Source organism: Sinorhizobium sp. M4_45, assembly GCF_002885915.1.
Taxonomy (GTDB): domain Bacteria; phylum Pseudomonadota; class Alphaproteobacteria; order Rhizobiales; family Rhizobiaceae; genus Sinorhizobium; species Sinorhizobium meliloti_A.
Map to the genome: position 1 here is coordinate 51,606 of NZ_NWVE01000001.1, position 26,716 is coordinate 78,321.

The following is a 26,716-nucleotide window of genomic DNA, read 5'->3' on the forward strand; positions in this document are numbered from 1 at the left end:
GGACGAGTTAATTTATCCCTGGCGCTGTCCCGGTTAAATGTAGCTAAGCTACAGGAGGGCTATTGCATGGGCGTGCTGCTTCAACGCCGTTTCCGGCCGGACCGCTGGAAGGGTGGGAGCTCAGCGACGGGTTGCCCGGCGTCGTCCCTTGGTCGCCGTCACCCCTTCAGCGTCGCGCGCCTTCGCCGCAGCCGGATAGTGCTCTCGCGTCGACGCGATGCGCCGTCCCATGAGGTCGATTGCGGCGTCGTCGTCACTGCTCGCGACCAGCTCGGCAAGGCACACATGGTCTTCGAACGAGGAGGCCCCGTCGCCCGCAATCTCCAGGTAGGCTTGACATGTCCGTCCAGACACTAGTTGCCCCTGATTTGCTCGAAGCGCGAGTCGAGAACGCCTTGCGCCAGGCCGGCGCTGCGCAGGACTCGGCCGCTGCAGCGGTGCGGGCGATGATGCACGCCTCGCGCATCGGGGTGGACAGTCACGGCGTGCGGCTGGTGGTTCATTATGACCGCGTGCTGCGCGGCGGCCGGGTCAACGGCACGCCGAGCATGACGGTCCGCCGGACCGCGGCCGCCACGGCCGTCGTGGATGGCGACAACGCGCTCGGCCATCACGCGGCCTATGTCGCCATGGATCAGGCCATCGAACTGGCGCGCGAAAGCGGCATCGGCGCGGTGGGAGTCATCCGTTCCTCGCATTTCGGCGCGGCCGGCGCCTATGCACGGGTGGCCGCCGAGGCGGGCATGATCGGCTTTGCCACCACCAATTCAGACAGGGTCGTGGCGCCGTTTCAGGGTCGCGAGGCCTTCCACGGCACCAACCCCCTGGCATTTGCCGCGCCGAGCGGCGGCGCGCGGCCTTGGCTGCTCGACATGGCAACCTCGTCTATCCCGCTGAACCGGCTGCTCCTCTACAAGTCCCTCGGAGTGTCTTTGCCGGCGGGGGTCGCGGTCGACGAGGCGGGCCGCCCGACCGTGGAGCCTTCCGATGGCAGGACGCTTCTGCCGCTCGGCGGTGTGGATTTTTCCTTCAAGGGTGCAGCTCTTGCCGGCGTCGCGACGCTGCTGTCGGCCATCCTGCAGGGCATGACCCTCGATCACGATCTCATGCCCATGGTCGGAACGGATGATTATTCGACCCCGCGCGGAATGGGTCATTTCCTGCTTGCCATCGATCCGGACCGATTTGGCGGACGCGACGTCTTCAACAGGGGCATGGCTGCTTATCTGGAAGCGCTGCGGGCCGCGCCCGCGCAGGAGGGGGGCGAAGTGCTGGCGCCTGGCGACCGCGAATGGCGTGTCGAAGCCGCGCGTGCGCAGACCGGCATCCCGATCGATCCCGATACCGCGGCCTTTCTTGGTCTGCTGCGGGATCCGGCCGAACCGGCCGGAAACTCCGAGGGGAGTTAGTTTCATAGCCAACACGTGCCGGGGCAGGGAGCCTCCGGCCACCAACTGGGGAGGAATAGAATGAAAACGATGCTGAAGCAGGGATTGCTGGCCGCAGCGCTGTTGACCTCGACGGCGCCGGCCGCCATGGCGCAGGAATGCGCGGATGCGGATCGCGTGCCGATCACATGGTCCACGATCGCGGGCTTCTACACGGATGCCATGGCGAAGCTGGTGTCGGGCTTCGAGGCGGGCCACTGCGTGAAGGTCAATGTCGTCAACATCGACAACTCGCAGCTCTACAACAAGCAGGTCATCGAAATGGTCGGCCAGACGGGTGCCTATGACGTCGTGACCCTCGAAACCTCCGAAAAGGCGGAATTCGCCGAAAACGGCTTCATTCTGCCGATGACCGAATATTTCGCGGACAAGAAGGAGCAACTCGACGATGTCGCGCCGACGCTCGCAGCGCTGACGACGCAGTACAAGGGCGATGTCTGGGGCCTGCCTTACTACACCTACACGGCCGGTTACATCTATCGCGCCGACCTGTTCGACGACCCGACCGAAAAGGAAGCCTTCAAGAAGCGCTTCAACTACGACCTCGCCGTGCCGACCACCTGGGCGCAGCACCGCGACATCGCCGAGTTCTTCACGCGCAAGGCTGGCGAGACGCTGAAAGGGGAAAAGCTCACCAAGGACTTTTACGGCGTCGGCCTGATGGCTGGTCCCTTCCCGGAGATCCAGGACGAAATGTCCGGCGTGCTCTGGTCCCAGGGCGCCGACTGGTTGACGGACGAAGGCAAGGTACCGGTCGATGCCGTCGAAAAGGCGATGAACGACTATCTTGAACTGGTCAAATACGCGCCGCCGGCCGCGCTTACCGTCACCTATGACGGGGTCATGAACCAGATGAAGGACGGGCAGATCGCGCAGACCTATTCCTTCTTCCTCGATCAGTGGCCGAATGCGGTGCAGACCGAAAAAGTACCGGGAGCCCAGATGGGCGTCGCCGAGGCGCCGGAGAAGAAAGCCTATATCGGCGGTTTCCTGCTGGCGGTTTCCGCATCATCCGCCCACCCGAAGGAGGCGATGGATTTCGTCGCCTATATCGGCGGACATGATGCGCAGATGGAGTTCGCCAAGGCTGGCGGGACCTCCACGCTGATGAGCGTTCTTTCCGATCCGGCCTTCGCCGCACCGGAGAGCCGCGCGAAGACCGGCCATTTCGCAACGCTCCTGGAAATCTTCGAGTCGATGAAGGGCTTCCGCTCGAACCTGTTCGACACGCCGTTCGGCGCGAAGATCTACAACACGATGCAGATCCCGCTGCAATCGGCCGCTGCCGGCCAGATCTCGGCCCGCCAGGCCGCCGAACAGCTTGCCGGCGAAGTCGAGAAGATTTGCGGCGGCCCGTGCCCGATCGGCAAGTGATCGGAGGCATCCCTCAACGCAATGCATGGTGGGCGCCTGCCCACCATGCGGATCGATCGAAAGGCGCGGACGACCCCGCGCAACCTTCTGGAGGAGTTTGATGTCGCAGTCGCTATCCGTGCCGGCGTCACGGGAAAGGGGAGTGGCCAGCCCGACTGCCATGTCCGATCGCTGGTTTTCGATCCTTCTCGTCGTGCCTGCGATGTTGGTCATTCTTGTCTTCGCCCTGCTGCCGCTCGCCTATGCGCTGGACGTGTCCTTTCGTTTCGCCGACCTGACGCGCGGCCGGATCGGAGATTTCGTCGGTCTCGACAACTACCGGGCGGTGCTGCACGACAGGGCCTTCTGGAGCTCCGTCTGGGTTACGCTCAAGTTCACGCTGACGGCCGTCACCCTCGAAATGGTGCTCGGCATCGCCATCGCCTTCCTGATTCACGGCGCCACGGCCGGCAAGGGCGTTATCCGCAGCCTGATGATCCTGCCGCTTGCCACCTCGGCCGCGGTGACGGGCCTTTTCTGGCGCTATCTCTACGACACGCAGTTCGGACTGATTAACTACTTCCTTGGTCTCGTCGGGCTGCCGGAGCCCAACTGGCTCGGCGACTATACGATCGCGCTCTGGTCCGTCATCCTGTTCGATGTCTGGCAATGGACCCCTTTCGTCGCGCTGATCGCGCTCGCCGGTCTCCAGGCCCTGCCCAAGGAGCCTTTCGAAGCCGCCGAACTCGATGGCGCCAGCACCTTCCGGGTGCTTCGCACCCTGACCTTTCCAATGCTGAAGCCGGTGCTCTTCCTCGTCCTCGTGCTGCGCACCATCGACAGCGTCCGGCTGTACGACGCGGTGGCGGTGCTCACGCGCGGCGGACCGGGCACGGTGACCGAAACCATGACCTTCTATCTCTACCGTACGGGCCTGAAGCTGTTCCGGATGGACTATGCATCCACCATGGCGATCTTCTTCCTCTACGCCATGCTGGTCGCAAGCCTCTTCGCGCTGCGCCCGCTGCTCACCCAATTTTCGTCCCGTGCATCGGAAGGCTGAGGAGAGCGCCATGCTGCAACGTGAATCAAGTTTCGCCAAGGAAGCGCTCCGCTACGGCCTGATCGTGCTCGTGCTCGGCTTCATCGTCTTTCCGATCGCCTGGATGATCATCACCTCGTTCAAGCCCGCCGATGCGGTCATGGTGTCGCCGCCGCGCTTCCTGTTCACCCCGACGCTCGAAAACTACACGCACGCGATCTACGACAAGAACTTCCTGTTCTACATCAAGAACACGCTGTTCATCTCCGTCGCTTCGACGATCATCGTCGTCGTCACGGGGTCGCTCGCGGCCTATAGTTTTGCCCGCTACAATGTCGGCGACGGCCATCTGCTCTTTTTCATCCTGTCGACAAAGATGTTTCCGGCGATTGCGGTGATCCTGCCTTACTTCCTGATCTTTCGGGATGTCGGCAAGACCGGCATCGGCCGCTTCTTCGGCATCGGCCTCGATCAGCCGGGGGCTTTGATCATCTCCTATACGGTGTTCAACCTGCCTTTCGCCATCTGGCTGCTGGTGTCCTTCTTCCAGGACATTCCCCGCGAGCTCGAACATTCCGCCCGTCTCGACGGCCTGTCGCGGCTGAAGGTCCTGGCCAAGGTCGTGTGCCCGTTGGCCGCCCCCGGCATCGCGGTCACCGGGGTGTTCACGCTGATCTTCAGCTGGAACGAGTTCCTCTTCGCCTACATCCTGACCCGCAAGGCCGCGAGCACCGTGACGGTAGGCGTCGAGTCCTTCTTCACCCTGCAAGGCATTCTCTGGGGCCCGGTCGCGGCCGCTGCCACCATCAGCGTCCTGCCGATGCTGGTCTTCGTGCTGGCCATGCAACGCTACATGGTCCGAGGCCTGACCTTCGGCGCTGTGAGAGGATAAGGTCATGAGCTTCAGTCAAGGCTGGGACACCGGCTTCCGCGTCATCCTCATCTATGTCGGCATCGTTTTCGTCTGGCTCGGCCTGATCGAGCCGTATTTCACCAGCCGGTCGGTGTCCGTCATCGTCATGAACATCGTTGCGTTCGCGATCTCTGCGGCTTTCGTCGTCCGCGCGCGCAATCGTTTTATCGCCGAGCGTCGGCAGGCCGAGGCCGACGTTGCCGCCCTGATGCAGGAGGACCTCTGATGTACGAATTGAGATCCGTCCACAAGCGATATGGGCTTGCCAAGGTCGCGCTGCGCAAGATCGATCTTGCCGTGCGGGACCGGGAATTCCTGGTGATCTACGGGCCTGCCGGCGCAGGCAAGAGCACGCTTCTCAACATCCTGGCGGGGATATCCAAGCCGACCAGCGGCGACGTGCTGCGCAACGGTACGTCCATTCTGCGCGTGCCGCCGGAAAAACGCGACGCGGCCATGGCTTTCGAGAATTATGCGCTCTATTCCCACCTTTCGGTCGGCGAGAACCTCGCCTTTCCGCTGAAGGCGCGCGGTTTCGACCGCGCCGAGATCGAGGCGCGGGTCAGGCGGATTTCCGGGATTCTCGGCATCGGGCACCTGCTCGAGCGGCGGCCGGGCTTCCTTTCCGGCGGGCAGCGCCAGCGCGTCGCGCTCGGCCGTGCGATCATCCGGCCGGCCGATATCTATCTTCTCGATGAGCCGGTCGGCCATCTCGACGCGAAACTGCGCCACAAGATACGCGCCGAACTGAAGGCGCTGGCGGAGGACCTGGCCGCGACTGTCGTCTTCACCACGACTTCGTCGCGCGAGGCATTGGCGCTCGGCGACCGCGTCGCCGTACTCAATGCCGGCAAGCTGGAGCAGGTCGGCAAACCCGCCGATCTCTATCACCGGCCCGCCAACGCCTTCGTCGCTTCCTTCGTCGGCGACCCGCCGATGAGCTTCATCTCCGTGAAGCCGCGGCGCAACGACGGCAACGTCGATTTCGTTACGGCGGACGGAATGCCGGTGGCCTCGCTTGCGGCCGAGGCCGTCCGGGACCTCGACGACGAGCCCGGCTCGCGGATCCAGGTGGGTTTCCGCTCCAACGAGGTCCGGATCGCCCGGGAGGGAGATTCCAACGCGCTTCGCGGCCGCGTCGATGTCATCGAGAACCTCGGCTACATGAAGATCGCACTGGTTGGCATCGGCGGCGACCAGGTTTCCGTCTCGGTGCCCGCCGGCACGCCGCTCGGTGTCGGCGAAACGGTCGCCATCGCCTTCCCGCGCGATGCCATTCATCTGTTCCAGAACGCCCTGGCGGTCACGCACGCGACGCCTTCCGCAGGAGTTTGACAAATGGCATCCATCAGAGCTGAAAAACTCGTCAAGCGCTATGGCGCCTTCCAGGCCGTGCACGGCATCGATTTCGAAATTGCCGATGGCGAGTTCGTCGCCATTCTCGGCCCCTCGGGCTGCGGAAAGTCTTCGACGATGCGTATGATCGCCGGTCTGGAGACGATCACCGAGGGGGCCATCTATTTCGACGGCAGGCGCGTCAACGAGGTGCGCGCCCGCGACCGGAACGTCGCCATGTCCTTCGAGTCCTACGCGCTCTATCCGACGATCTCGATCTACGAGAACATCGCCTTTCCGCTGCGTTCGGCCAATGTCGACAACAGGGAAATCGACCGCCAGGTCCGCGACATTGCCGAGAAGATGGAGCTGACGCCGCTCCTGAACCTCAAGCCGAAGGGCCTCTCCTCCGGACAGGCGCAGCGTGTCGGCCTGGCACGGGCGCTGGTGCGCAACCCTGCGATGTTCCTTCTCGACGAGCCGATCTCGCATCTGGATACGCGCCAGCGCTACCGCATGCGCCGCTTCATCAAGAGCCTTCACCAGAAGTTCAGCTACACCATGATCTACGTCACCCATGACCAGGAGGAGGCATTGGCGCTCGCCGACCGGGTCATGGTGATGAGCGACGGCGAAATCCAGCAGATGGCGGTGCCCGACGAGGTCTATGCCCGCCCGAAGAACGCGTTCGTTGCCGGTTTCGTGGGCGAGCCGCCGATCAATTTCTTCGACTGCCGCGTGGTGGCGGCGAACGGCGGCTGGGGGATCGAGTTCGAAGGCCGGAAGCTGGTTTTGCCGGAGCGTCTTCATGCCGCCGCGCAGGCTATCGGCGAGGGGGGCCTCGCGGCGATCCGGCCGCATTTTCTTTCGATCGAAGGCGACAGCCCGCTGCGCCTCGACGGCAAGGTCTTCATCACGGAAGAGTTGCAGGATCAGAATCTGATCTTCGTCGACGTCGGCGATACACGGTTCACCCTGGTCGCCCATCCGTCGGTCACGCCCAAGCGCGGCGAGGCGGTGCCGGTCTCGATCGACCCGGAGCACCTGTTGCTGTTCCCGCGGTCGCAGGCGGGCAAGGTCGAGAGTATCGTCGCGTGAGCTACGACTACATCGTCGTCGGCGGCGGAACGGCGGGTTGTCTTGCAGCCGGCAAGCTTGCGGGCGAGCACGGCGCGCGGGTGCTGGTCCTGGAGGCGGGACCGGACGACCGCAATCCGCTGATCCGCATGCCCGCCGGCTTCGTCAAGCTGCTCGGCGTCGAGAAATACATGTGGTTCTACAAGTCCGTGGCGCAGGCCCGGCTCGGGGGCCGAAGGCCCATCGTGCCGCAAGGACGCGTGCTCGGCGGCGGTTCGTCGGTCAACGCGATGGTCTATATGCGCGGCCAGCCGGCCGACTACGACGGCTGGGCGGACGAGATCGGTGACGATCAATGGTCCTACGATGCGCTGCTGCCCTATTTCACGGCCATGGAGGACAATGCGCGGCTGAACGACGACTATCATGGTGTCGGCGGTCCGTGGAAAGTGTCGGATCTCGAGCACATCTGCGAGCTCTCGCGCGCCTTCGTCCTGGCGGCCCAGGGCATCGGCCTGCCGCATAACGGCGATTTCAACGGTCGAAGCCAGCGCGGTGCGGGCGCCTATCAGGTGACGACGCGCAACGGTCGGCGCTGCTCGGCAGTCGATGCCTTTTTGCGCCCCGCCATGGCGAGCGGCCGGCTGGACGTGAAGACTTCCTGTCTCGTTCATTCACTCATCATCGAGAACGACCGCGCCGTCGGCGTACGCTATTCCGGGAACGGTAGCGGACGGTCTGTCGCCGAAGCCGGCTGCGATGGCGAAGTGCTGCTTGCCGCCGGCGCCATCGCGACGCCGAAACTTCTGATGCTCTCGGGAATCGGGCCTGGGGATCATCTGAAGTCCCATGGCATTTCGACGCTTGTCGACCTGCCGGGCGTCGGTGCCAACCTGCAGGACCACACCGAGACGCCGGTCGTGGCGCTTTGTAACGGACCATTCGGCTATTACGGGCACGATCGTGGCTGGAAGCAGATGCGCAACGGCCTCGAATATCTTCTCAACCGTAGCGGGCCGGTGACGTCCAACGGCGTCGAGGCGGGCGCCTTCTTCGATCCCGACGATCTTGGCGGCGACCCGAAGGTTCAGCAGTTTTGCGTACCGACGGTCTATCTGGACAAGGACCATACGGATCAGGAGGCCAGCCACGGGCTCACACTGAATTCCTGCGTTGCCCGGCCGCGTTCGCGCGGCTCGGTACGGCTCGCCTCCGCCGATCCAAAGGATCAGCCCCTGGTCGATCCGAACTATCTGGCCGATCCGGAGGACCTGCGCCTGTCGATCGGCGGCGTTCGCCGCGCGCGTGAAATCCTGCGGCAGGAGCCCCTGCGGTCGATGATCGCGCGCGAGGTGTTTCCCGGTCCCGACAAGGTGTCCGATGCGGATCTCGCCGAGCATGCCCGGCGGTTCGTCAAGACCGTCTATCACCCGGTCGGCACCTGTCGCATGGCCCGAAATGGCGACGCCGGCGGCGTGCTCGACGCCGAGATGCGGGTCCGCGGGGTCCAAGGGCTCCGGGTCATCGATGCATCCGCGATCCCGACTATCGTTTCCGGCAACACCAACGCCGCCGTGCTGGTCGTCGCCGACAAGGCGGTGGAGTTCATCACCGGCGGCAAGCGCCGCCAGCCTGCGGGAATCGCCCCGCGCAGCCCCTCGACAAATCGCCAGACAGCCTAGGAAACAGCCATGCCCCCCATGAAGACCGATCCCAATCCGCGCATGCCCTATCAATATCCCATGCCGAAGGAGGCGTTGCCCGACATCGTCATTCCCGACGCGATCCCGGCCGACGACCGGGTGTGGGTGCCGCAGGGGCAGAATGTCTGGTTTCGCCCGCTCTGTCTCAACCGTTCCGCCGGCTACTGGATGAACCTGCTGAAAGTTCGCAAATCCGGCGTGCTCAGCCGCCACCGGCATCCGCAGGCGGTCCACGGCTTCGTGCTGAAGGGCCGCTGGCACTATCTGGAGCACGACTGGGTGGCCGAGGAGGGCGGCTATGTCTTCGAGCCGCCGGGCGAAACCCACACGCTGGTCGTGCCCGACGACGTGGAGGAGATGATCACCTTTTTCCAGGTCAACGGCATCATGTACTACGTCGACGCCGTCGGCGAGCCGCTCGGTTTCGAGGACGTGTTCACCAAGATCGATATGTGCCGCGCCCATTACGACGCGGTCGGGCTGGGGGCGGATTATGTCGACCAGTTCATCCGCTGACGAGCGGACCGGCGCGACCGGCAATCCCGCCGCCTACCTGCGCCCCGGCCTCTTCGAGGGTCGGCAGGTGATGGTCAGCGGCGGGACCTCCGGCATCGGGGCGGCGATCTGCGAGGCTTTCGCCGCACTCGGCGCGGACGTGCTCGCCACAGGCGTCACCGAGGCGGAGATTGCCGCCGCCAAAAACCGGCCTGAACTCGGGAGAGTGCGATTCGCCACGCTCGACGTGCGCGACAGGTCTGCCGTCGAGGCTCTGGTCGCCGATCTGCCGCGGCTGGACCACCTGGTGAACTGCGCCGGCGTGATCCGCCGTAACGACGAACTCGACCCGGATGTGTTCGCCGATGTCGTCGACGTCAACCTCAACGGCTCCATGCGCGTCTGTGCCGCCGCCCGGCCGCGCCTTGCGGAAGCCGCCGGCACGATCGTCAACACCGCTTCCATGTTGTCATTCTTCGGCGGAGGGCTGGTGCCCGGCTATTCGGCCTCGAAGGGCGGCATCGCCCAGCTCACAAAATCGCTGGCGATCGCCTATGCGGCCGATAAAATTCGGGTGAATGCGATCGCGCCCGGCTGGATCGCGACGCCCCTGACGACGGCCCTGCGCGAGAACCCGGAGCGCAATGCGGCCATCATCGGCCGCACGCCGCTTAACCGTTGGGGCGAGCCGGCGGAAGTTGCCGGTGGTGTTCTCTATCTATCCTCGCCGCTCGCAAGCTTCGTTACCGGCAGCGTGCTGGTCGTCGACGGCGGCTATCTGACCATGTGAGGCACGACGTGAAGGCTATCGTTCTCCCCGGACCGCAGGCACGGCTCGACGACGTAACGCTCGACGAGCTGCCCATAGCCGAGCCAGGTCCCGGCGAATTGCGCTTCAGGGTCATCGCCGTTTCGATCAATCCGGTGGACTGGAAGCTGACCCTGGATCACAAGCCGGAATGGAGCTATCCGCATGTGTTGGGGCTCGACGCCGCCGGTGTCGTCGACGCGGTCGGGCCGGGCGTCGAAGGCTGGGAGGTCGGCGACCGGGCAGTGGTTCACAACAGCCTCTGGAAGGCCGGCGTCTTCGCCGAATATTGCCTCACACAGGCGCACGCCACGTCGCGTCTGCCCGACGGCGTGGGCTTTACCGACGCGGCGGCCATCCCCTGCGCCGGCTACACGGCCTATCAGGCGCTCTTCCGAAAGGCACGGCTCGAGGCGGGCCAGACCGTCCTTGTCCAGGGCGCCAATGGCGGCGTCGGCGGATTTGCCACGCAACTGGCCCATCAGGCCGGCGCGAAGGTGATCGCGCTGGCGCGGCCGGAGCATTTCGCCGCCGTTCGCGGCTTCGGCGCCGATGTCGTCTTCGACTACCGGGACGCGGACCTGTTGCGGAAGGTGCGGGCAGAAACGGAGGGCGGCGAAGGCGTCGATGTCATGCTGGAAGTCGTCAACCCCGGGGACGCCCGCAAGTCGCTCGCTTTTATTCACTACAACGGACATCTCGTATCGATCGACCCGCTGCCGGTCATGACCGACGTGCCGTCCTATACCTATGCCGCATCGATCCACGAGGTCGCTCTGGGCGGCGCCTATCATGCCGGACACCTGCCGACCCAGCGCGATTTCGCCCGCATCGGCGATGACATGATGGCGCGTCTTGCGGCGGGCGGGATCGATCCGATGATCGAAGAGATCGTGGCGCTCGGGGATGTCCCGGACGCGCTGCGGCGGCTGCGGCGCCGGGCGGTGACGGGCAAGATCGTCGCCCGCGTCGCGCCGGATGCCTGACGAGAACAATGCAACACGGGAAAAACACCATGTCCAGGAACACGCACTACATCGACGGCCAGTTTGTCGAGGACCGCACCTCCGACCGCATCGCCGTGTACAACCCGGCAACCGCGGAGCAGATCGCGGAGATCCCGGACGGCCCGGCCGAGATCGTCGATGCGGCGGTCGACGCCGCGCGCAGGGCGCAATTCGCCTGGTCGGAACTGCCGCCCATCGAACGGGCAGGTTATGTCAAGGCGATCGCCGAGAAGATCCGCGGCAAGGTCGATGTTCTCGCCGAAACGATTTCCCGCGAACAGGGCAAGATCCTGTCCCTGGCCCGGGGCGAGGTGCTCGGCATGGCCGGGCTGATGGAGTACATGGCCGAGTGGGCGCGCCGTATCGAGGGCGAGATCATCGCCAGCGACCGAAAGGGCGAGACGATCTACCTCAATCGCGTGCCGGTCGGCGTGGTCGCCGGCATCCTGCCCTGGAACTTTCCGTTCTATCTGATCGGACGCAAGCTCGCCCCGGCGCTCGTTGCCGGCAATACGATCGTCATCAAGCCGAGCGAGGAAACGCCGCTCAATGCGTTTCTCTTCGCCGAGCTGGCGGATGAGGTCGGCCTGCCGAAGGGTGTGTTCAACATGGTTTCCGGGCGCGGGCGCACGACGGGCGCCGCCCTGTCCGGTCATCCGGGCATCGATCTCGTCAGCTTCACCGGCAGCGTGCCGACGGGCATCGCCATCATGGAGGCGGCGGCGAAGAATCTCACACGGGTAAATCTCGAACTCGGCGGCAAGGCCCCGGCGATCGTACTGAAGGACGCCGACCTCGACATCGCGGTGGAGGCCATCACGGCGTCGCGCGTGATCAATACCGGCCAGGTCTGCAACTGCGCGGAACGCATCTTCGTCGAGCGGCAGGTGGCGGACGAATTCACGGAGCGCTTCATAAAACGCATGGCGGCCGTCACCTATGGCGATCCGATCGCCGAGCGGACCGTCGACATGGGGCCACTCGTCAATGCGGTCCAACTGGACAAGGTCGGGGCCATGGTCGACCGGGCACGCGAGGCGGGGGCCTCGGTGGTGCTGGGCGGAAAGCGCGCCGAGCGCAATCGCGGCCACCACTATGAACCGACCGTGCTTACCGGCTGCACCCCGGACATGGAAATCATGCGCAAGGAGATATTCGGTCCCGTCGCGCCGGTCGCCGTCGTCGAAGATGCGGACGAGGCGGTCCACTTCGCCAACGACACCGAATACGGCCTGACGTCATCGCTCTACACGCAGGATCTCAACAAGGCGATGCGCGTCACGCGGCGCCTGCAGTTCGGCGAGACCTATATCAACCGGGAAAACGGCGAGGCCTATCAGGGCTTCCATGCCGGCCGCAAGAAATCCGGGATCGGCGGTGCGGACGGCAAGCACGGCTTCTACGAGTACATGGAAACGCAAGCCGTCTATATCCAGCACGGCTGAGGTGGGAACGGACCGGCAGTGCCCGGCCAGAAAGGAATGGTATGTACCTCAGAAAATTCGATCTTTCCGGCCGCGTGGCCGTGGTGACGGGAGCCGGGCAGGGGATCGGGCTCGCCTGCGCGGAAGCGCTTTGCGAAGCCGGCGCGGCGGTCGTGCTCACCGACGTCAGCGTGGAGCGCTGCGAAGCCGGTCGGGCCGCGCTGGCAGCCAAAGGATACGCCGTCGAGACCGACCTGATCGACATCGGCGACAGTGCTTCCATCAATGCGGTGGCGGACCGGCTGGCAGATGGCGGCAGGGCGGCCGACATCCTCGTCGCAAATGCCGGGATCGCCCATGCCGGCGTTCCGGCCGAAGAGCTCTCGGATGCAGACTGGGAGCGGATGATCGGCATCAATCTCAGCGGCGCTTTCCGGTCCTGCCGGGCCTTCGGCAGGCATATGCTGGCCAAGGGCAGGGGATCGATCGTCACGATCGGTTCCATGTCCGGCACCATCGTCAACCGGCCGCAACAGCAGGTGCACTACAATGCGGCCAAGGCGGGCGTCCATCACCTGACCCGCTCGCTTGCTGCCGAGTGGGCGACCCGCGGCGTGCGGGTGAACTCGGTCGCACCGACCTATATCGACACGCCGCTTCTGACTTTCGCCAAGGAGGACAAGCCGATGTACGAGCAATGGCTGGACATGACGCCGATGCATCGTCTCGGCCAGCCGGACGAGATCGCCTCGGTCGTGCTCTTCCTGGCGTCCGACGCCTCCAGCCTCATGACCGGGTCCATCGTTGCCGCGGATGCCGGCTATACTTGCTGGTAAGAGCAATCCCAGGAAAAGTGCGTAGCGGTTTTCCGTCCGGGATTGCGGCAGAGGACCAGAGCAATTCCAGGAAAAGTGCGTAGCGGTTTTCCGGGGATTGCGGACAGGGAGGGGGACCCGATCCGGTTTGATTTATCCGCATGACATGCTATACGTACAACATGATAAATAAGCGCCGACAGTGATTTCTGTCGGTGCCTCTTGCTCTTGGGTTTTTCGTAGTCAAGCTACCTATCCAGCAAAGATTCCCCGTCTGATTCATCTAGCGCTCCCTGATGCTCGGCCAAGTTTGTGGGCATTTTCCTGAAGCGAGGAATGACTCGCCGCAAACACGATCACTAAAAATGTAGTTGAATTACGAAATAGCATTGTCTAGCATGTCCCTGCGTGAGAGTGGGACAGCCGGTCGGCGTCCGCCGCACGTGTGGAGGAGAATTCGACAGGGAGGGGAGCTATGTACAAAAAGCTCGCAAAATCATCGCTGTTCGCAGCGGCGGCCACTATCGCACTCTTGCCGATGCTGGGCGCTGTGCCGGCCGTTGCGCAGGACGGCGAAAATATCGACGTTACCATCGGCTGGGTGCCGCCGGACATTACCGGCGTCTTCAAGACGGCCACGAATTTCTTCGAGCTGGCTGCCGAGGACGCCAATAAGAATGGTTTCAACGTCAAGGTTCTGACGAAGTCGCCCACCAGCCCCACGGCCTTCGCCGAGCAGGTCAGCATCATCGAGGACATGATCCAGCGCAAGGTCGACCTCATCGCCGTTTCCCCGGCTGAAGTCGCGACCGTCAAGCCGGCCCTTGCCCGCGCGACGGAAGCCGGCATCCCGGTCGTCGTCGTCAATCTGCTCGAACCGATCGACGGCGTTGACGTCTCGTCCTACATCGGCTTCGACAACACGCAGGGCGCGGAGGTGAGCGCCTATTCGGTCGTAGACTATTTCGGCGGTCCGGGCGTGCTCGGTAGCGGCGACAAGGTCGATGTCGAACCCGGCACCTATCTCGACCTGAAGTTCTGGGAGGGTATCGCTTCCAAGCTCTCGGCCGAGGACAAGGCCAAGATCAAGGCGCGCGGTGCCATCATCGAGGGCGTTGCCGGCGGCTTCTTCTCGACGGCCCGCCTCGACGGATTCCGCAAGGTGCTCGAGCAGTTCCCGGGTATCGAGATCGTCGGCGGCACCTGCGCCGGCGACTGGAACCGCGAGAAGGGCACGCGTTGCGCCGAGGATATCCTGCAGGCCAATCAGGGCGATCTCGATTTCATCTGGGCGGCGTCGAACGAGATGGGCCTCGGCGCGATGCTCGTCGCCGGCTCGCAGAACCGGCTCGAAACCACACAGGACGGCGCGACTGTCGGTGACAAGAAGGTGGCGATCTTCACCAATGACGTCACGCCGGAGTCGGTCGACCGCATAGCCGAGGGCAAGATGATCGCCGAAACGACCCACGGCTTCGCCGATTGGGGTTGGTTCGGCACCAAGTTTGCCGTCGAACTCGCCTGCGGTCTGGAAGTGCCGAAGACCTTCGACATTCGCCCGCGCAGCGTTTACGAGGCGAATGCGCGCAACTTCTATCCGGAACCGAAGCTTGAGCCGATCGACTGGAAGACCATCCGGGCGAACTGCAAGAAAGCCGACTGAGCTTCTCCCAGGGCTGCGGAGCATCCTCTCGAGAGAGGGGTGCTCCGCGCCGCCGCTTGTATGCAGATGCAAACGGCATGCAGAGATAGAAAGGGCACGTTCCGTGCCGGTTCCTAGCGGTAGTTGTGGGGCATGGATCAACACGAAATCCTTCTGAAGCTCGAGAATATCGAGAAGCGCTTCCCCGGTGTCGTGGCATTGAAGTCGATCTCGCTCGAAGTGCGCGCGGGCGAGGTGCAGGTGCTTCTCGGCGAAAACGGCGCGGGCAAGTCGACGTTGATGAAGATTCTCGCCGGCGAGCATGCGCCGACCGGCGGGGCAATCGTGGTGGGTGGCCGGAAGGTTTCGGCGCTGACGCCGACGCTTGCCACGGAACTCGGCATCGGCCTCGTGCATCAGGAACTGAGTCTTATCCCGGCGCTCAGCGTCGCCGAAAACATCCTGCTCGGCCGGATGCCGCGCAAGGCTTTCGGCAGGATAGACTGGGGCAAGGCCTACGAGGACGCGTGCCGCGCACTCGAGGCGCTCGGCGTTTCCATCGACCCGACGGCCGAAGTGCGCACCCTCGAAGTGGCCGAGCAGCAATTGATCGAGATTACCCGCGTCCTGGAGCGCGGCCCGCGCATCCTTCTGCTCGATGAGCCCACCTCGGCACTCTCGGATAATGAGCGCAGCCGGCTCTTCGATGTCATTCGTCGCCTGAAACAGCGCGGTCACGGCATCATCTACATTTCCCATCACCTCTCGGAAATTCCGATGATCGCCGATCGCGTTACGGTGCTGCGCGACGGCCTCGTCGTGGAGACGCTGCCCGCCGACAAGGCGGACGAGGCGACGGTGATCAGGCTGATGGTCGGCCGCAGGCTGGAAGAACAGTTTCCCAAGGAAACGGTGGAACTGGGGGCGCCCGTGCTGGCCGTCGAAAACCTCGCCTCCGGCCGCACACTTAAGGATCTTTCCTTCATCCTCCGCCGCGGCGAAATCCTCGGCATCTACGGGCTTATGGGCGCGGGACAGGCCGAGATCGCCAACGCCCTGTTCGGCTTGCAGGCGGTCAAGGCCGGTTCGATCGAGGTCGGGGGCAGCCGCGCGGATTTCCGGCATTCCTCGGACGCGATCGCGGCCGGCCTCGGCTTGATCTCGCGTGACCGCCGGCAGAGCCTCGTGCCGATGCAGCCGGTCGGTCCCAATCTCAGCCTCTCCTGGCTTTCCGGGAAGTCGCTTCTGTCGCGTCTCGATCTTACGCGCGAGCGCGAGGAGGGCAGCCGCTACATTTCCGATCTGCGCATCCGTCCGGCGTCGTCCACGCACAAGCTGTTCTTCTTCAGCGGCGGCAATCAGCAGAAGGTCATTCTGGCGCGGTGGATGTCGAGCGGCGCGCGGATCCTGATTTTCGACGAGCCGACCCGCGGCATCGACGTCGGCGCCAAGGCGGAAGTGTTCGCGGTGATGAGCCGGCTGGTGTCGGAAGGCGCGTCAATTCTGATGATCTCTTCGGAGCTCAACGAACTGATCGGCATGGCGGACCGCGTGCTGGTCATGCGGAGCGGACGCCTCTCGGCGGAGCTGCCGAGGGAAGACATATCGCAGCACAACCTGCTGCGATATGCAAGCTAGGGAGTGGGAATGGATATGCGTGCGGAAAAGAATCCGGACATCCCGGCCGGTGCGGCTGGTGCCCGTAAGGCGAAGTTGAAGGCGGTCGTCTTCCAGGCTGGTCCGCTGATCGCCCTGGTCCTGCTGATGGCCTATCTCGCCTTTGCCACATCCAACTTCTTGACGTTCGACAACCTTTCCAACGTGGCACGGCAGTCCGCATTCGTCGCCATTCTCGCGGTCGGGCAGACATTTGTCATCCTGACGGGCGGCATAGATCTCTCGGTCGCGGCCATTGCGGCGCTTTCCGCCTCGATAACCGCCGTCCTGCTCACGCAGCCGCTCGTGCTGTTCGGTATCGATTTCGGCTTCGTGCCGCCGCCGGTGGCGATCCTCATCGGGATTTTGATCGGCATGGGCGCCGGTGCGCTCAACGGCTGGCTCATCTCCAAGTTCAAGATCCCGGATTTCATCGCGACGCTCGGCACGATGACGGCGTTCCGCGGCGCGGCGCTGCTGGTCACCGACGGCCTGCCCGTCCCCTCCTTCAATGCCGGCCGGCAACTTCCCGAAGGCCTGATCTGGGTCGGCGGCGGCCAGCTCTTCGGCGTGCCGGTGAGCGCGCTCATCGCTCTCCTCTGCGCGGCTGCCGGCTGGTACGTGCTTCGCTACACCGCGCTCGGGCGAGCGATCTATGCCGTCGGCGGCAACCGTGCGGCCGCCCATTCGTCCGGCATCAGCATTTCCCGGACCAAGATCATGACCTATGCCATTTCCGGTCTGCTGGCGGCGATCGCGGGTATCATCCTGGTCGGGCGCCTCAACTCCGCCAATGCGCTTATGGCGGATGGCGAGGAGCTGCGTTCCATCGCCTCCGTCGTCATCGGCGGCACCAATCTCTTCGGCGGCGAAGGCGGTGTGTGGGGATCGATCATCGGCGCGGCCATCATCGGCGTGCTCGGTAACGGCCTCAACCTGCTCGATGTCAGCCCGTTCTGGCAGCGCATCGCGCAGGGCGTCGTCATCGTGGTCGTGGTGATCTTCGACCAATGGCGCCGTCGCAGCATGACCCGCGTTTGAGGTCCATGAAGAGCAAGCCTCGAGCCCGGCGCTGCAATAGAGCGGAGGCGGAAAAGTGTGCGCGGTTTTCCGTCAGGAAGTGCGTAGATTCAAAGCGACAGAGCGTTTCAGCCATTAAATGACACAGTGAAACGCTCTATCTGACGCTCACCTATTGCTTTGTCGGCGGCGAAGAGCTTCCTCTGTCGAAGATACCGCCGGCCTTCCAGCAGGGCATTTCCGGCTGGCCGGGACGAACATGCCGCCATCGAAGGTGTTGACCCCATGAACATCAAGCAACTGGAAGTCCTGCGGACACTCCTTGCAACCGGCTCGACCATCGCGACCGCGAAGGCCATGGGTCTCAGCCAGTCGGGAGTGAGCCGCATGCTGCAGCAGCTTGAAAGCGATCTGGCCATCACGCTTTTCGCCCGCGACAAGGGCCGGTTGATTCCGACTCCGGAGGCGACGGTTCTTGGGCGTGATGCGCAAAACGTCCTGCTGGCCATCGAGCGCATGTCCGGCCATGCGGAGGATCTTCGCAACGGCTCCTCCGGGCCGGAGATCGTCCGCATCGGGCTGCCGAGCAGCATGTGGGAAAATTTCGCACCCGCCATGTTGATCGACTATGTCAGGGATTTTCCAGGCGTTCGCATCGAAACGTTCTTCGAGACGACCACGGCGATCACCAAACTGGTCGAGGAACGCGTGATCGACCTCGGTTTTTTACGTATCGAAGGCGAAACGGGGCCGGGCATTGCAATCGACAAGGTTGCGAGCGGTGAAAGCGTCTGCGTCGTTCCGAAGGATCACTCGCTTGCCGAATTGCCCGAGATCACCATCAAGCATCTGCGAAACGTGCCGCTCATCCTGATCGGTCGGCAGCGGCCGAACCGCATGGCGCTCGACCAGGCCTTTCAGCGGGCGGGGGTAAAGCAGATGGTCAAGATCGAAACCCACACCAACAGTTCGGCGTGCTCCTATGTCGCGCATGGACTGGGCGTGTCGATCATCAGCAGCTTCTATGCGAATCTCTACCGTCACCTGCCCGTCGTATACCGGCCGTTCGTGCCTCGCGCGACACAGGAATTCGGATTGGTGCGTGCCGCCGGAGTTCCGCTCTCCATCGCCGCCCAGGCACTCAGCGACGCCCTGAAGAAGCAGATCCGACTTTCGCAAGAAGATCAATAAAAGCAAAATACTGGCTCTTTTTGAGCCCTCAGTTCCATTGCTCCGCAATCTTCCAAAGCCCGCATAAGGCTATGACGAATATGCATAATATTGCGCGTCATTCCTCATTCCCGCATAGTCTGGGCCGAAGAAGCCGATGATGGCTCGATTTCAACTCGACCATCAATCGTGGGGAACCGATGCTACGCTTTATCCTGAGCCGTCTGATGATGGCGATTCCGACGATCGTGCTTGTCGCCGTGGCGGTCTTTGCACTGATCCGCTTCATTCCCGGTGACCCCGCCGCGCTGATGCTGGGGGACATGGCTCAGCCCGATCAGATCGCAGCAATGCGCGTGGAGCTCGGTCTCGACAAGTCCATGCCCCAACAATTCCTGATCTGGGCCGGCGATGTGCTGCGAGGCGATTTCGGCCGCTCGATCGTCAATGACGAGGCCGTGCTGCCGCTGGTCGTTTCGCGCTTTCTGGTGAGTGCGGAGATCGTGGTCGTCGCCGTGCTTCTGGCAAGCCTGATTGCCGTACCGGCCGGCGTAATTGCCGCGTGGCGTCAGAATAGCCTGACGGACCTGGCTCTGGTTGGAACGGCAACGGTTCTTCTGTCCATCCCGACCTTCTGGCTCGGCTTGCTGCTGCTGTTGCTTTTCGGGCTTGAACTCGGCTGGCTGCCTGTTCTGGGCTATGTCTCGATCGGCGACAATCTGACCGCCGGTCTGCTCTATCTCGTCCTGCCCGTCGTGACGCTGGTCATCCATGAAGCGGGAGTGCTGATCCGCATGGCGCGTGCCTCCACGTTGGAAGTGCTGCGTCTCGACTACATTACCCACGCCCGTGCGAAAGGGCTGTCGGAAAGCGCCGTGCTCTGGCGCCATGCGTTCAAGAACGCCTTCGGTCCGACCTGGACGATGATCGGCCTCATCCTGGGCAATCTGCTGGGCGGCATTGCCGTCATCGAGACGGTCTTCACCATTCCGGGGCTCGGCCGACTGATGGTGGACAGCATTTTCGCGCGCGACTACCCGGTCATCCAGGGATGCCTTCTGTTCGTTTCGCTCTCCTATGTGCTGGTCAACCTCGTCGTCGACCTTCTCTACCCTCTCTTCGATCCGCGTGTTGTCGCCGAATGAAAAACTTCACCCTCAACGGACTGATCGGCGGCATCCTGATCGCCACCCTGATCGTCACCGCTGCCGTCGGTCTCTTCTGGACACCCTTCGACCCGATGAAGCTCTCCTTCACCGCGCGGCTTGCAGCTCCCGGCAGCGCGCATCTGCTCGGCACCGACGAATTCGGCCGGGACGTCTTGAGCCGCCTGATGGTCGGCGCCCGAGCCAGCGTCTGGATCGGCGCGCTCACCGTCGGCTTCGCCACTGTCTGGGGGACGCTCATAGGCCTCATCAGCGGTTATGCGCGCGGCTGGGTGGACGGCATCATCATGGCTGTCAACAACGCGCTTCTCGCTTTTCCCGGCATATTGCTGGCGCTCGGGCTGCTCGCCGTTTTCGGCGCCAACCAGTACGGCATCATTTTCGCGCTCGGCATCGCCTATACGCCTTCCATGGCGCGCGTCGTGCGCGGCGCCGTGCTTTCGCTGAGGGAGCGGGAGTTCATCGAGGCCTCGCGGGTGATGGGAAATGGCGAACTTTATACGATGTTGCGCCATATCCTGCCGAATTGCGTGGCGCCGATCACGGTTCTCGCCACCTCCATGTTCGGCTGGGCCATCCTGTCGGAAAGCGCGCTCTCGTTTCTGGGCCTCGGCGTGCCGCCTCCGGCGCCGACCTGGGGCAACATGCTGGCGGCCGGGCGGCCATTCCTCCAGCAGGCCGCATGGCTCGGATTGTTCCCCGGCCTGTGCATCGCGCTGACGCTGCTTGGCATCAATCTTCTGGGCGACGCGCTCCGCGACCGGCTCGACCCGCGCATGAGGGGCCTGAAATGACGATGGACAAGCTTCTCACCGTCTGCGGCCTTGCGCTTGAAGTCGCAAGAACCGGCCATCAGGTCGTCAAGTCGGTCTCCTTCGACCTCGCGCCGGGCGAGATCTTCGGCATCGTCGGCGAAAGCGGCTCCGGCAAGACGCTGGCGACCCGAGCGCTGATCTCGCTGCTGCCGCCGACCGTCAAGGTCGCCGGCGGGTCGGTGTCCTACAGGGGCCGCGACGTGCTGAAGATGAAGGAAAATGAGCTTCGCCATCTGCGCGGTGCAGAGATCGGCGTCGTCTTCCAGGAGCCGATGACCTCGCTCAACCCGTCGATGACGATCGGCCGGCAGCTGGAGGAAGGCCTCATCCTGCACACCAAGGCCTCGGCGCAGGAGCGACGCTCCCTCATCCTCGACATGTTGAAGCGGGTCGGAATCCGCGATCCGGAGGGGGCGCTTGCCTCCTATCCGCACGAGTTTTCGGGCGGCATGCGCCAGCGCATCATGCTCGCCTCCGTCATGCTCTTGAAGCCGTCGCTGCTGATTGCCGATGAGCCGACCACTGCACTCGATGCCGTCATCCAGCGCGACGTGATGGAACTGATGGTGGAACTGACGCGGGCGGAAGGTACGGCCGTTTTGCTGATCAGCCACGATCTTCCGATGGTGGCGCGCTACACGAGCCGTATCGTCGTGATGGAAAAGGGCTCGATCGTGGAACAGGGCCGGACCGAGGACCTGCTCAAGGCACCGCAGCACCCCTACACAAAGAAGCTCCTCTCCTCGCTGCCCTTCCGCGGCCGGGCGCGCCAGATCGACATGACGAGGGTGCCCATGATCTCGGCCCGCGATATCATCGTGGACTATGCGGGCCGAAAGTCGCTGTTCAGGAAGAACAGGCCGAAGCGCGCGCTGCATGGCGTCAGCATCGACATTCACGAGGGCGAGGTCGTGGCACTCGTCGGCGGTTCCGGTTCCGGCAAGACGACGCTCGGCCGAACCATTGCCGGTCTCGTCACGGAAAGCGAGGGCCGCATCCAGTTCCAGGGACGGCCGCGCACCGAAAACTGGACCGATTATCGGCTCAACTGCCAGATGGTGTTCCAGGATCCCTATTCATCGCTCGATCCGCGCATGACCATCGACGCGCTGGTCGAGGAGGCGCTGAGGCTGGTCCCGGGCCTCGATGGCAAGGCCAAGCGCAAGCGTACCCTGGAAACGCTGGAGGAAGTCGGCCTCGGGGTCGACTATGCCGGCCGCTATGCGCACGAACTCTCCGGAGGTCAGCGCCAACGCGTCGCCATTGCGCGTGCGATCGCGCGGCGCCCGCGCTTCCTGATCGCGGACGAACCGGTATCCGCGCTCGACGTGACGGTCAGGGCGCAGGTCCTCGATCTCTTCTCGGATCTGCAAAAACGCTACGGCTTTTCCTGCCTGTTCATCAGTCACGACCTCGGCGTCGTCGAACAGGTGGCCGACCGCGTCGTCGTCATGCAGGACGGCCGGATCATCGAGGAGGGAGATCGCGACACGATTTTCGACAGTCCGAAGGAAGCCTATACGCGCCGGCTTCTCTCGGCCATTCCCGCCCTCGACCAGAACGAAAAGGGCGGCGTGACACTCAAATGGCGTCTGGAGAATTGATGTGGATAGGCTAACCGATCTTGGCCCGGTGAAGGAAAGGCTTGCGGAGATCTGCGACGCGCAGCCTTTCGTGACACGCTTCGTTGTGCGCAACCTCAGGACCGGAGAGACGATCGAACGCGGGGCCGACGAGGAAACGCCTTCTGCCAGCACGCGCAAGACCTCGATCATGATGGCGGCGCTGAAGGCGGTGCACGAGGGGCGGCTGGATCTCGACGAGCCCATCACCTACGAAGCCCGCTTTGCCGAGGAAGTCGCCAGCGGCATGTTCCGGTATTTGACGCCCGGGATCGTGATTTCGTTGCGCGACGCGATAACCGGTATGATGGTGCTGAGCGACAATGTCTGCACCAAGATGGTGTTCGAGCGTCTGACGCTGGAGGAAGTGGACAGCTACTGCAAATCGATCGGCATGCACGGTACGCATCATCGCTTCCTCATTCCGCCGCTGGCCCTGCCGCCGGACCATTCGCTGACCTCGGTCACGACCACGACAGCCCGCGACCAGGCCTTCCTGCTGCAGACGATCCTGGACGCGCAGACCTCTCCCGAGGCGATTGCGAAGCTCGGCACATCGCCGCAGTTGTGCGCCTATGCCTTGCAGACTCTGAAGAACCAGATCCTGCGCTATGCCATTCCGTCGCGCCTGCCGTTCGGCACGGTGGTTGCGCACAAGGGCGGCACGGGTAAGCGCGGCCGCATGAATGCCGGCATCGTCTATCGCGACGGCGCCCCCTTCTACATCATCTCCGCCTATACCGACGAAGTGCCGCAGGTCATGCCGGACGGCACACCGGGTTACACGATGGCGCTCGAGACGATCGGCAGGCTTTCGCGTGCCTGCTGGGACGGATTCCACTCATAACGATCAATAAAGAGGGTAGAACAATGAGAAAGCTTCTTCTTGCGGGCGCCGCACTGCTCGCCACGGCCAATATGGCAGCAGCACGCGACATCACGATCGCGCAGAGCTCAGATCTGCGCAGCAACAATCCGGGCGTCAACCGCGACGGCAATACCGACAGCATCATCCTTCACATCGTCGAAGGCCTCGTCGGCTACAACAATGTCGGCGAAGTGAAGCCGCTCCTAGCCAAGAGCTTCGAGATGTCGGCCGATGGGCTGACCTATACGTTCAAGCTGCGCACCGACGTGAAATTCCACAACGGCAAACCGATGACGGCCGACGACGTGGTGTGGAACTGGACGCGCTACCTCAAGCCCGAGACGAAGTGGACCTGCCTGAAAGATTTCGCAGAAGGCGGGGCCGCGCCTGTAGCCGGCGTCAAGGCCACAGATGCGGCAACCGTCGAGATCACGCTCGCAAAGCCGTCGGCCGTTTTCCTTGGCCTGATGTCGCGTCCCGAATGCGGCTTTACCGGCATGATTTCGCCTGAATCCGTCGCTGCCGACGGCAGCTTCGTCCAGCCGATCGGGACCGGCCCCTTCATGTGGGGGGAATGGAAGAAAGGCGAGTACATCCATCTCGAGAAATTCGCGGATTATGTATCGCCGGCAAACGATGGAAAGCCGGATGGCATGGTCGGTTCGAAGCGGCCCCTTGCAGACGGTGTCAAATTCATGGTCATTCCGGATGCCTCGACCGTGAAGGCAGGCCTGGAATCCGGTGTGCTCGACACGGCGGAAATCTCGCCGGATCTCATTCCCGAATTCCAGTCGAGCGAAACGATGCGATTGATCGTCGCGCGCAACAACGGCAAGAACCTCTTCTACATTCAGACCCGCGACAAGGTCCTGAGCAATCCGGGCGTGCGCCGCGCCATGGCGATGGCGCTCGATCTGGATCAGCTCGTTGCTGCCGCCTCCAACGGCACGGGCGAGGCGAACGGCTCGATGGTGTCGCAGGACTCGGTCTATTTCAGCGAAACGCAGAAGAAGCGTCTTCCCTATGACATCGAGGCCGCCAAGAAGGAGCTGGCGGATGCGGGCTACAACGGCGAGCCGATCTCGATCATCGCCAACAAGCGCGGCAACGTGCCGAGCTTCCCGGCCGCCGTCATGGCGCATGCGATGATGCAGCAGGCCGGCCTCAACGTACAGATCGAGGTTCTGGACTACGCAACCCAGGTCGACCGCCGCCGTTCCGGCAATTACCAGGTCATTTCGCAGTCGGTCGCGCCGCGTCTCGACCCCGCCCTGATGTATTCCTTCTACGTTGGCGACAAGGACGAGAACGCTTCCCTGATGTGGGACGATCCGAAGGCTATCGAACTGATGAACGCAGCCTATGCCGAGGCTGATCAGGGCAAGCGCCAGAAGATCTTCGACGAGTTCCACGAGCTCATGCTGAAGGAAATGCCGGGCATCTTCCTTTACGACATGGTCGATGTCTGGGGCGCGACCAGGAAGCTGAAGGGCCAGCCGGTCTGGCAGTCGAACGCCCGCCTTTGGGAGGTGTCGGTCGCCGACTAGCCCCCTGATCGCCTGCGCCGGGCGGCAGAACACCGACCCGGCCAATCCATCACCCATCGGACCGACCCGGTGAAGCGACCTTTGCGCGTCTGAAAAGACGCGCTGCGCTGCAGGCGCCGGCGATCTCCTGCGCCCGCCCTTCGAAATACGAGGACATGTCATGAACCGAGAGGACGTGATCTCGATCGCCACGGCGATCGAATCGATGAAACCGGAGTTTACCCGCTTGAGCGACAGCATCTGGGATTTCGCCGAGCTGAAATTCGAGGAGCAGCGCTCGTCCGGGCTGCTTACCAAGGCTCTCGAAGACAATGATTTTTCCGTTCGGCGCAGCGTGGCGGGCATGGACACGGCCTTCATCGGCGAGTCCGGCAGCGGCAAGCCGGTGATAGCCTTTCTGGGGGAATTCGATGCACTCGCCGGCATGAGCCAGACGGCCGGGATCGCCGAGGCGAAGCCGCTTGTCGAAGGTGCCAGTGGCCATGGCTGCGGCCATAACCTGCTCGGCGTCGGTTCGCTGATGGCGGCAATCGCACTCGCCCGGCATCTGAAGGCCCACAATCTGCCCGGGACCGTGCGCTATTACGGCTGCCCCGGCGAGGAGGGCGGCTCCGGGAAGACCTTCATGGTGCGTGCCGGCCTGTTCGACGACGTCGACGCAGCGCTTACCTGGCATCCGGCACCGTTCAACGGAGTGCGCTCCACCAACAATCTTGCCGTTCTCGAATATTTCTACCGCTTCAAGGGCGTGGCCGCGCACGCCGCGAACGCAGCCCATCTCGGCCGTTCGGCACTCGACGCTGTCGAACTCATGAATGTCGGCGTCAACTTTCTGCGCGAGCACATGCCGCAGGATTGCCGGGTGCACTATGCAATCACCGATACCGGGGGCAAGGCGGCGAATGTCGTGCAGGCGAACGCCGAAGTACTCTACCTGATCCGCGCGCCGGAAATGCCACAGGCGCTCGAGCTCGCCAGCCGTGTCGAGAAGGTGGCCCGTGGCGCAGCCATGATGACCGAGACGGAGGTGGAAATCGCCTTCGACACGGCCTCGACCAACCTCCTGCCCAACATCACGATCGAGACCGCCATGCATGAGAACATGGTGGCGCTCGGCCCGGTCGCCTTCGACGAGGCCGACGTCGCATTCGCCAGATCCATTCAGGAGACGTTCTCGCAAGAGGCAATCAAAAGCAGCATCCGCCTCTACCAGATGAAGCGCGACGTCTTCTCCAACGCCAATGTCGATGGATCGTCACCACTGCATCTCGGCCTGCGCGAATTCGAAGGCCATTCACACTTCCGCGCCGGCTCGACCGATGTCGGCGATGTCAGCTGGGTGACGCCGACGGCGCAGTGCTGGGCGCCGGCATGGGCGATCGGCACCAACCCGCATACCTGGCAGGTCGTTGCGCAGGGCAAAAGCCCGATCGCCCACAAGGCGACGGCGCATGCCGCCAAGACGCTCGCCACGACGGGTCTGTCGCTGATGACTTCGCCGGACCTGCTTGCCGCCGCCAGGGCGGAATGGCTGGAGAAGACGGACGGGAAATCCTATGTCTGCCCTATCCCGGCGGATGTCATGCCGGGGTCGCATTTTCATGATCGACCGGCCCGATGATGGCGTTTCGGCTTCGATCCTTCCGTCAGGGGTCGACCGTTCCCACCACCTCGTGAGATGTTCTGCATCGGCAAATGAGCTTCCCCGGGGCGTTCTTCTCTTCTTCGAATCGCAAAAACACACTAGCTCTTCTGCCTTGATGCAATTGCTGACGGGAATCGCTGCGCGA

At 63.4% G+C, this 26,716-nt stretch carries 23 protein-coding genes and 1 pseudogene; 23 read left to right on the top strand and 1 reads right to left on the bottom strand.

Annotated features, from left to right (window positions below):
- Nucleotides 1–120 precede the first annotated feature (120 nt).
- Nucleotides 121–306, bottom strand: a pseudogene (locus tag CN933_RS00250) (GntR family transcriptional regulator); the annotation flags it as partial.
- A gap of 32 nt (nt 307–338) precedes the next feature.
- Between CN933_RS00250 and CN933_RS00255 the strand changes: the two are divergent.
- The 23 genes from CN933_RS00255 to CN933_RS00365 all read left to right on the top strand — a co-directional run bounded on the left by CN933_RS00255 (nt 339) and on the right by CN933_RS00365 (nt 26,547).
- Nucleotides 339–1,409 carry an Ldh family oxidoreductase gene (locus tag CN933_RS00255; RefSeq protein ID WP_018095825.1) on the top strand — a complete coding sequence of 357 codons (1,071 nt, stop codon included), beginning with the start codon at nt 339–341 and terminating at the stop codon, nt 1,407–1,409.
- A gap of 60 nt (nt 1,410–1,469) precedes the next feature.
- Entirely contained in the window at nt 1,470–2,822 is a 1,353-nt protein-coding gene (locus CN933_RS00260; RefSeq protein ID WP_018095824.1) for an ABC transporter substrate-binding protein, read from the top strand.
- Nucleotides 2,823–2,964: 142 nt separating this feature from the next.
- Nucleotides 2,965–3,864 (top strand): carbohydrate ABC transporter permease, encoded by a 900-nt coding sequence (locus CN933_RS00265; protein WP_234704913.1) that lies wholly within the window; start codon nt 2,965–2,967, stop codon nt 3,862–3,864.
- A 10-nt stretch (nt 3,865–3,874) separates the two neighbouring features.
- A complete protein-coding gene (locus tag CN933_RS00270; RefSeq protein ID WP_018095822.1) occupies nt 3,875–4,735 on the top strand; it encodes a carbohydrate ABC transporter permease in 861 nt (286 codons plus the stop codon).
- Between the two features lie 4 nt (nt 4,736–4,739).
- A complete protein-coding gene (locus CN933_RS00275) occupies nt 4,740–4,982 on the top strand; it encodes a hypothetical protein (RefSeq protein WP_018095821.1) in 243 nt (80 codons plus the stop codon).
- Nucleotides 4,982–6,091 (top strand): ABC transporter ATP-binding protein, encoded by a 1,110-nt coding sequence (locus tag CN933_RS00280; protein ID WP_018095820.1) that lies wholly within the window; start codon nt 4,982–4,984, stop codon nt 6,089–6,091. The genes CN933_RS00275 and CN933_RS00280 overlap by 1 nt, the downstream gene beginning before the upstream one ends.
- Before the next feature lie 3 nt (nt 6,092–6,094).
- Nucleotides 6,095–7,189 carry an ABC transporter ATP-binding protein gene (locus CN933_RS00285; RefSeq protein ID WP_018095819.1) on the top strand — a complete coding sequence of 365 codons (1,095 nt, stop codon included), beginning with the start codon at nt 6,095–6,097 and terminating at the stop codon, nt 7,187–7,189.
- Nucleotides 7,186–8,850 (top strand): GMC family oxidoreductase, encoded by a 1,665-nt coding sequence (locus CN933_RS00290; protein ID WP_018095818.1) that lies wholly within the window; start codon nt 7,186–7,188, stop codon nt 8,848–8,850. The genes CN933_RS00285 and CN933_RS00290 overlap by 4 nt, the downstream gene beginning before the upstream one ends.
- Nucleotides 8,851–8,859: 9 nt before the next feature.
- Entirely contained in the window at nt 8,860–9,387 is a 528-nt protein-coding gene (locus tag CN933_RS00295) for a 2,4'-dihydroxyacetophenone dioxygenase family protein (RefSeq protein WP_026168681.1), read from the top strand.
- The gene (locus tag CN933_RS00300; RefSeq protein ID WP_018095816.1) at nt 9,365–10,156 is read left to right on the top strand and encodes an SDR family NAD(P)-dependent oxidoreductase; all 792 of its coding nucleotides are present in this window, start codon (nt 9,365–9,367) and stop codon (nt 10,154–10,156) included. Before CN933_RS00295 ends, CN933_RS00300 begins: the two co-directional genes overlap by 23 nt.
- An 8-nt stretch (nt 10,157–10,164) precedes the next feature.
- On the top strand, nt 10,165–11,160 hold the full coding sequence (locus CN933_RS00305; RefSeq protein ID WP_102761186.1) for a zinc-binding dehydrogenase: 996 nt from the start codon (nt 10,165–10,167) through the stop codon (nt 11,158–11,160).
- A gap of 29 nt (nt 11,161–11,189) precedes the next feature.
- Nucleotides 11,190–12,626 carry an aldehyde dehydrogenase gene (gene aldA, locus CN933_RS00310; protein ID WP_018095814.1) on the top strand — a complete coding sequence of 479 codons (1,437 nt, stop codon included), beginning with the start codon at nt 11,190–11,192 and terminating at the stop codon, nt 12,624–12,626.
- 41 nt (nt 12,627–12,667) lie between these two features.
- A complete protein-coding gene (locus tag CN933_RS00315) occupies nt 12,668–13,441 on the top strand; it encodes an SDR family oxidoreductase (RefSeq protein WP_018095813.1) in 774 nt (257 codons plus the stop codon).
- A 454-nt stretch (nt 13,442–13,895) separates the two neighbouring features.
- On the top strand, nt 13,896–15,083 hold the full coding sequence (locus CN933_RS00320; protein WP_018095812.1) for a sugar ABC transporter substrate-binding protein: 1,188 nt from the start codon (nt 13,896–13,898) through the stop codon (nt 15,081–15,083).
- 132 nt (nt 15,084–15,215) lie between these two features.
- Nucleotides 15,216–16,700, top strand: coding sequence for a sugar ABC transporter ATP-binding protein (locus CN933_RS00325; RefSeq protein WP_018095811.1), 1,485 nt, complete (start codon nt 15,216–15,218; stop codon nt 16,698–16,700).
- Between the two features lie 9 nt (nt 16,701–16,709).
- Nucleotides 16,710–17,759, top strand: coding sequence for an ABC transporter permease (locus CN933_RS00330; protein ID WP_018095810.1), 1,050 nt, complete (start codon nt 16,710–16,712; stop codon nt 17,757–17,759).
- Between the two features lie 264 nt (nt 17,760–18,023).
- Nucleotides 18,024–18,929 (top strand): LysR family transcriptional regulator, encoded by a 906-nt coding sequence (locus CN933_RS00335; protein ID WP_018095809.1) that lies wholly within the window; start codon nt 18,024–18,026, stop codon nt 18,927–18,929.
- Nucleotides 18,930–19,108: 179 nt separating this feature from the next.
- Nucleotides 19,109–20,053, top strand: coding sequence for an ABC transporter permease (locus CN933_RS00340; protein WP_018095808.1), 945 nt, complete (start codon nt 19,109–19,111; stop codon nt 20,051–20,053).
- Nucleotides 20,050–20,868: an ABC transporter permease gene (locus CN933_RS00345; RefSeq protein WP_018095807.1), complete on the top strand. Its 819-nt coding sequence runs from the start codon at nt 20,050–20,052 to the stop codon at nt 20,866–20,868. Before CN933_RS00340 ends, CN933_RS00345 begins: the two co-directional genes overlap by 4 nt.
- Nucleotides 20,865–22,493 (top strand): dipeptide ABC transporter ATP-binding protein, encoded by a 1,629-nt coding sequence (locus tag CN933_RS00350; RefSeq protein WP_018095806.1) that lies wholly within the window; start codon nt 20,865–20,867, stop codon nt 22,491–22,493. Before CN933_RS00345 ends, CN933_RS00350 begins: the two co-directional genes overlap by 4 nt.
- A gap of 1 nt (nt 22,494) precedes the next feature.
- A complete protein-coding gene (locus tag CN933_RS00355; protein WP_018095805.1) occupies nt 22,495–23,358 on the top strand; it encodes a serine hydrolase in 864 nt (287 codons plus the stop codon).
- Between the two features lie 23 nt (nt 23,359–23,381).
- On the top strand, nt 23,382–24,926 hold the full coding sequence (locus tag CN933_RS00360; protein ID WP_018095804.1) for an ABC transporter substrate-binding protein: 1,545 nt from the start codon (nt 23,382–23,384) through the stop codon (nt 24,924–24,926).
- Between the two features lie 160 nt (nt 24,927–25,086).
- Complete coding sequence (locus tag CN933_RS00365; protein WP_102761187.1) at nt 25,087–26,547, top strand: M20 family metallopeptidase; 1,461 nt, start codon at nt 25,087–25,089, stop codon at nt 26,545–26,547.
- Nucleotides 26,548–26,716: the final 169 nt, after the last annotated feature.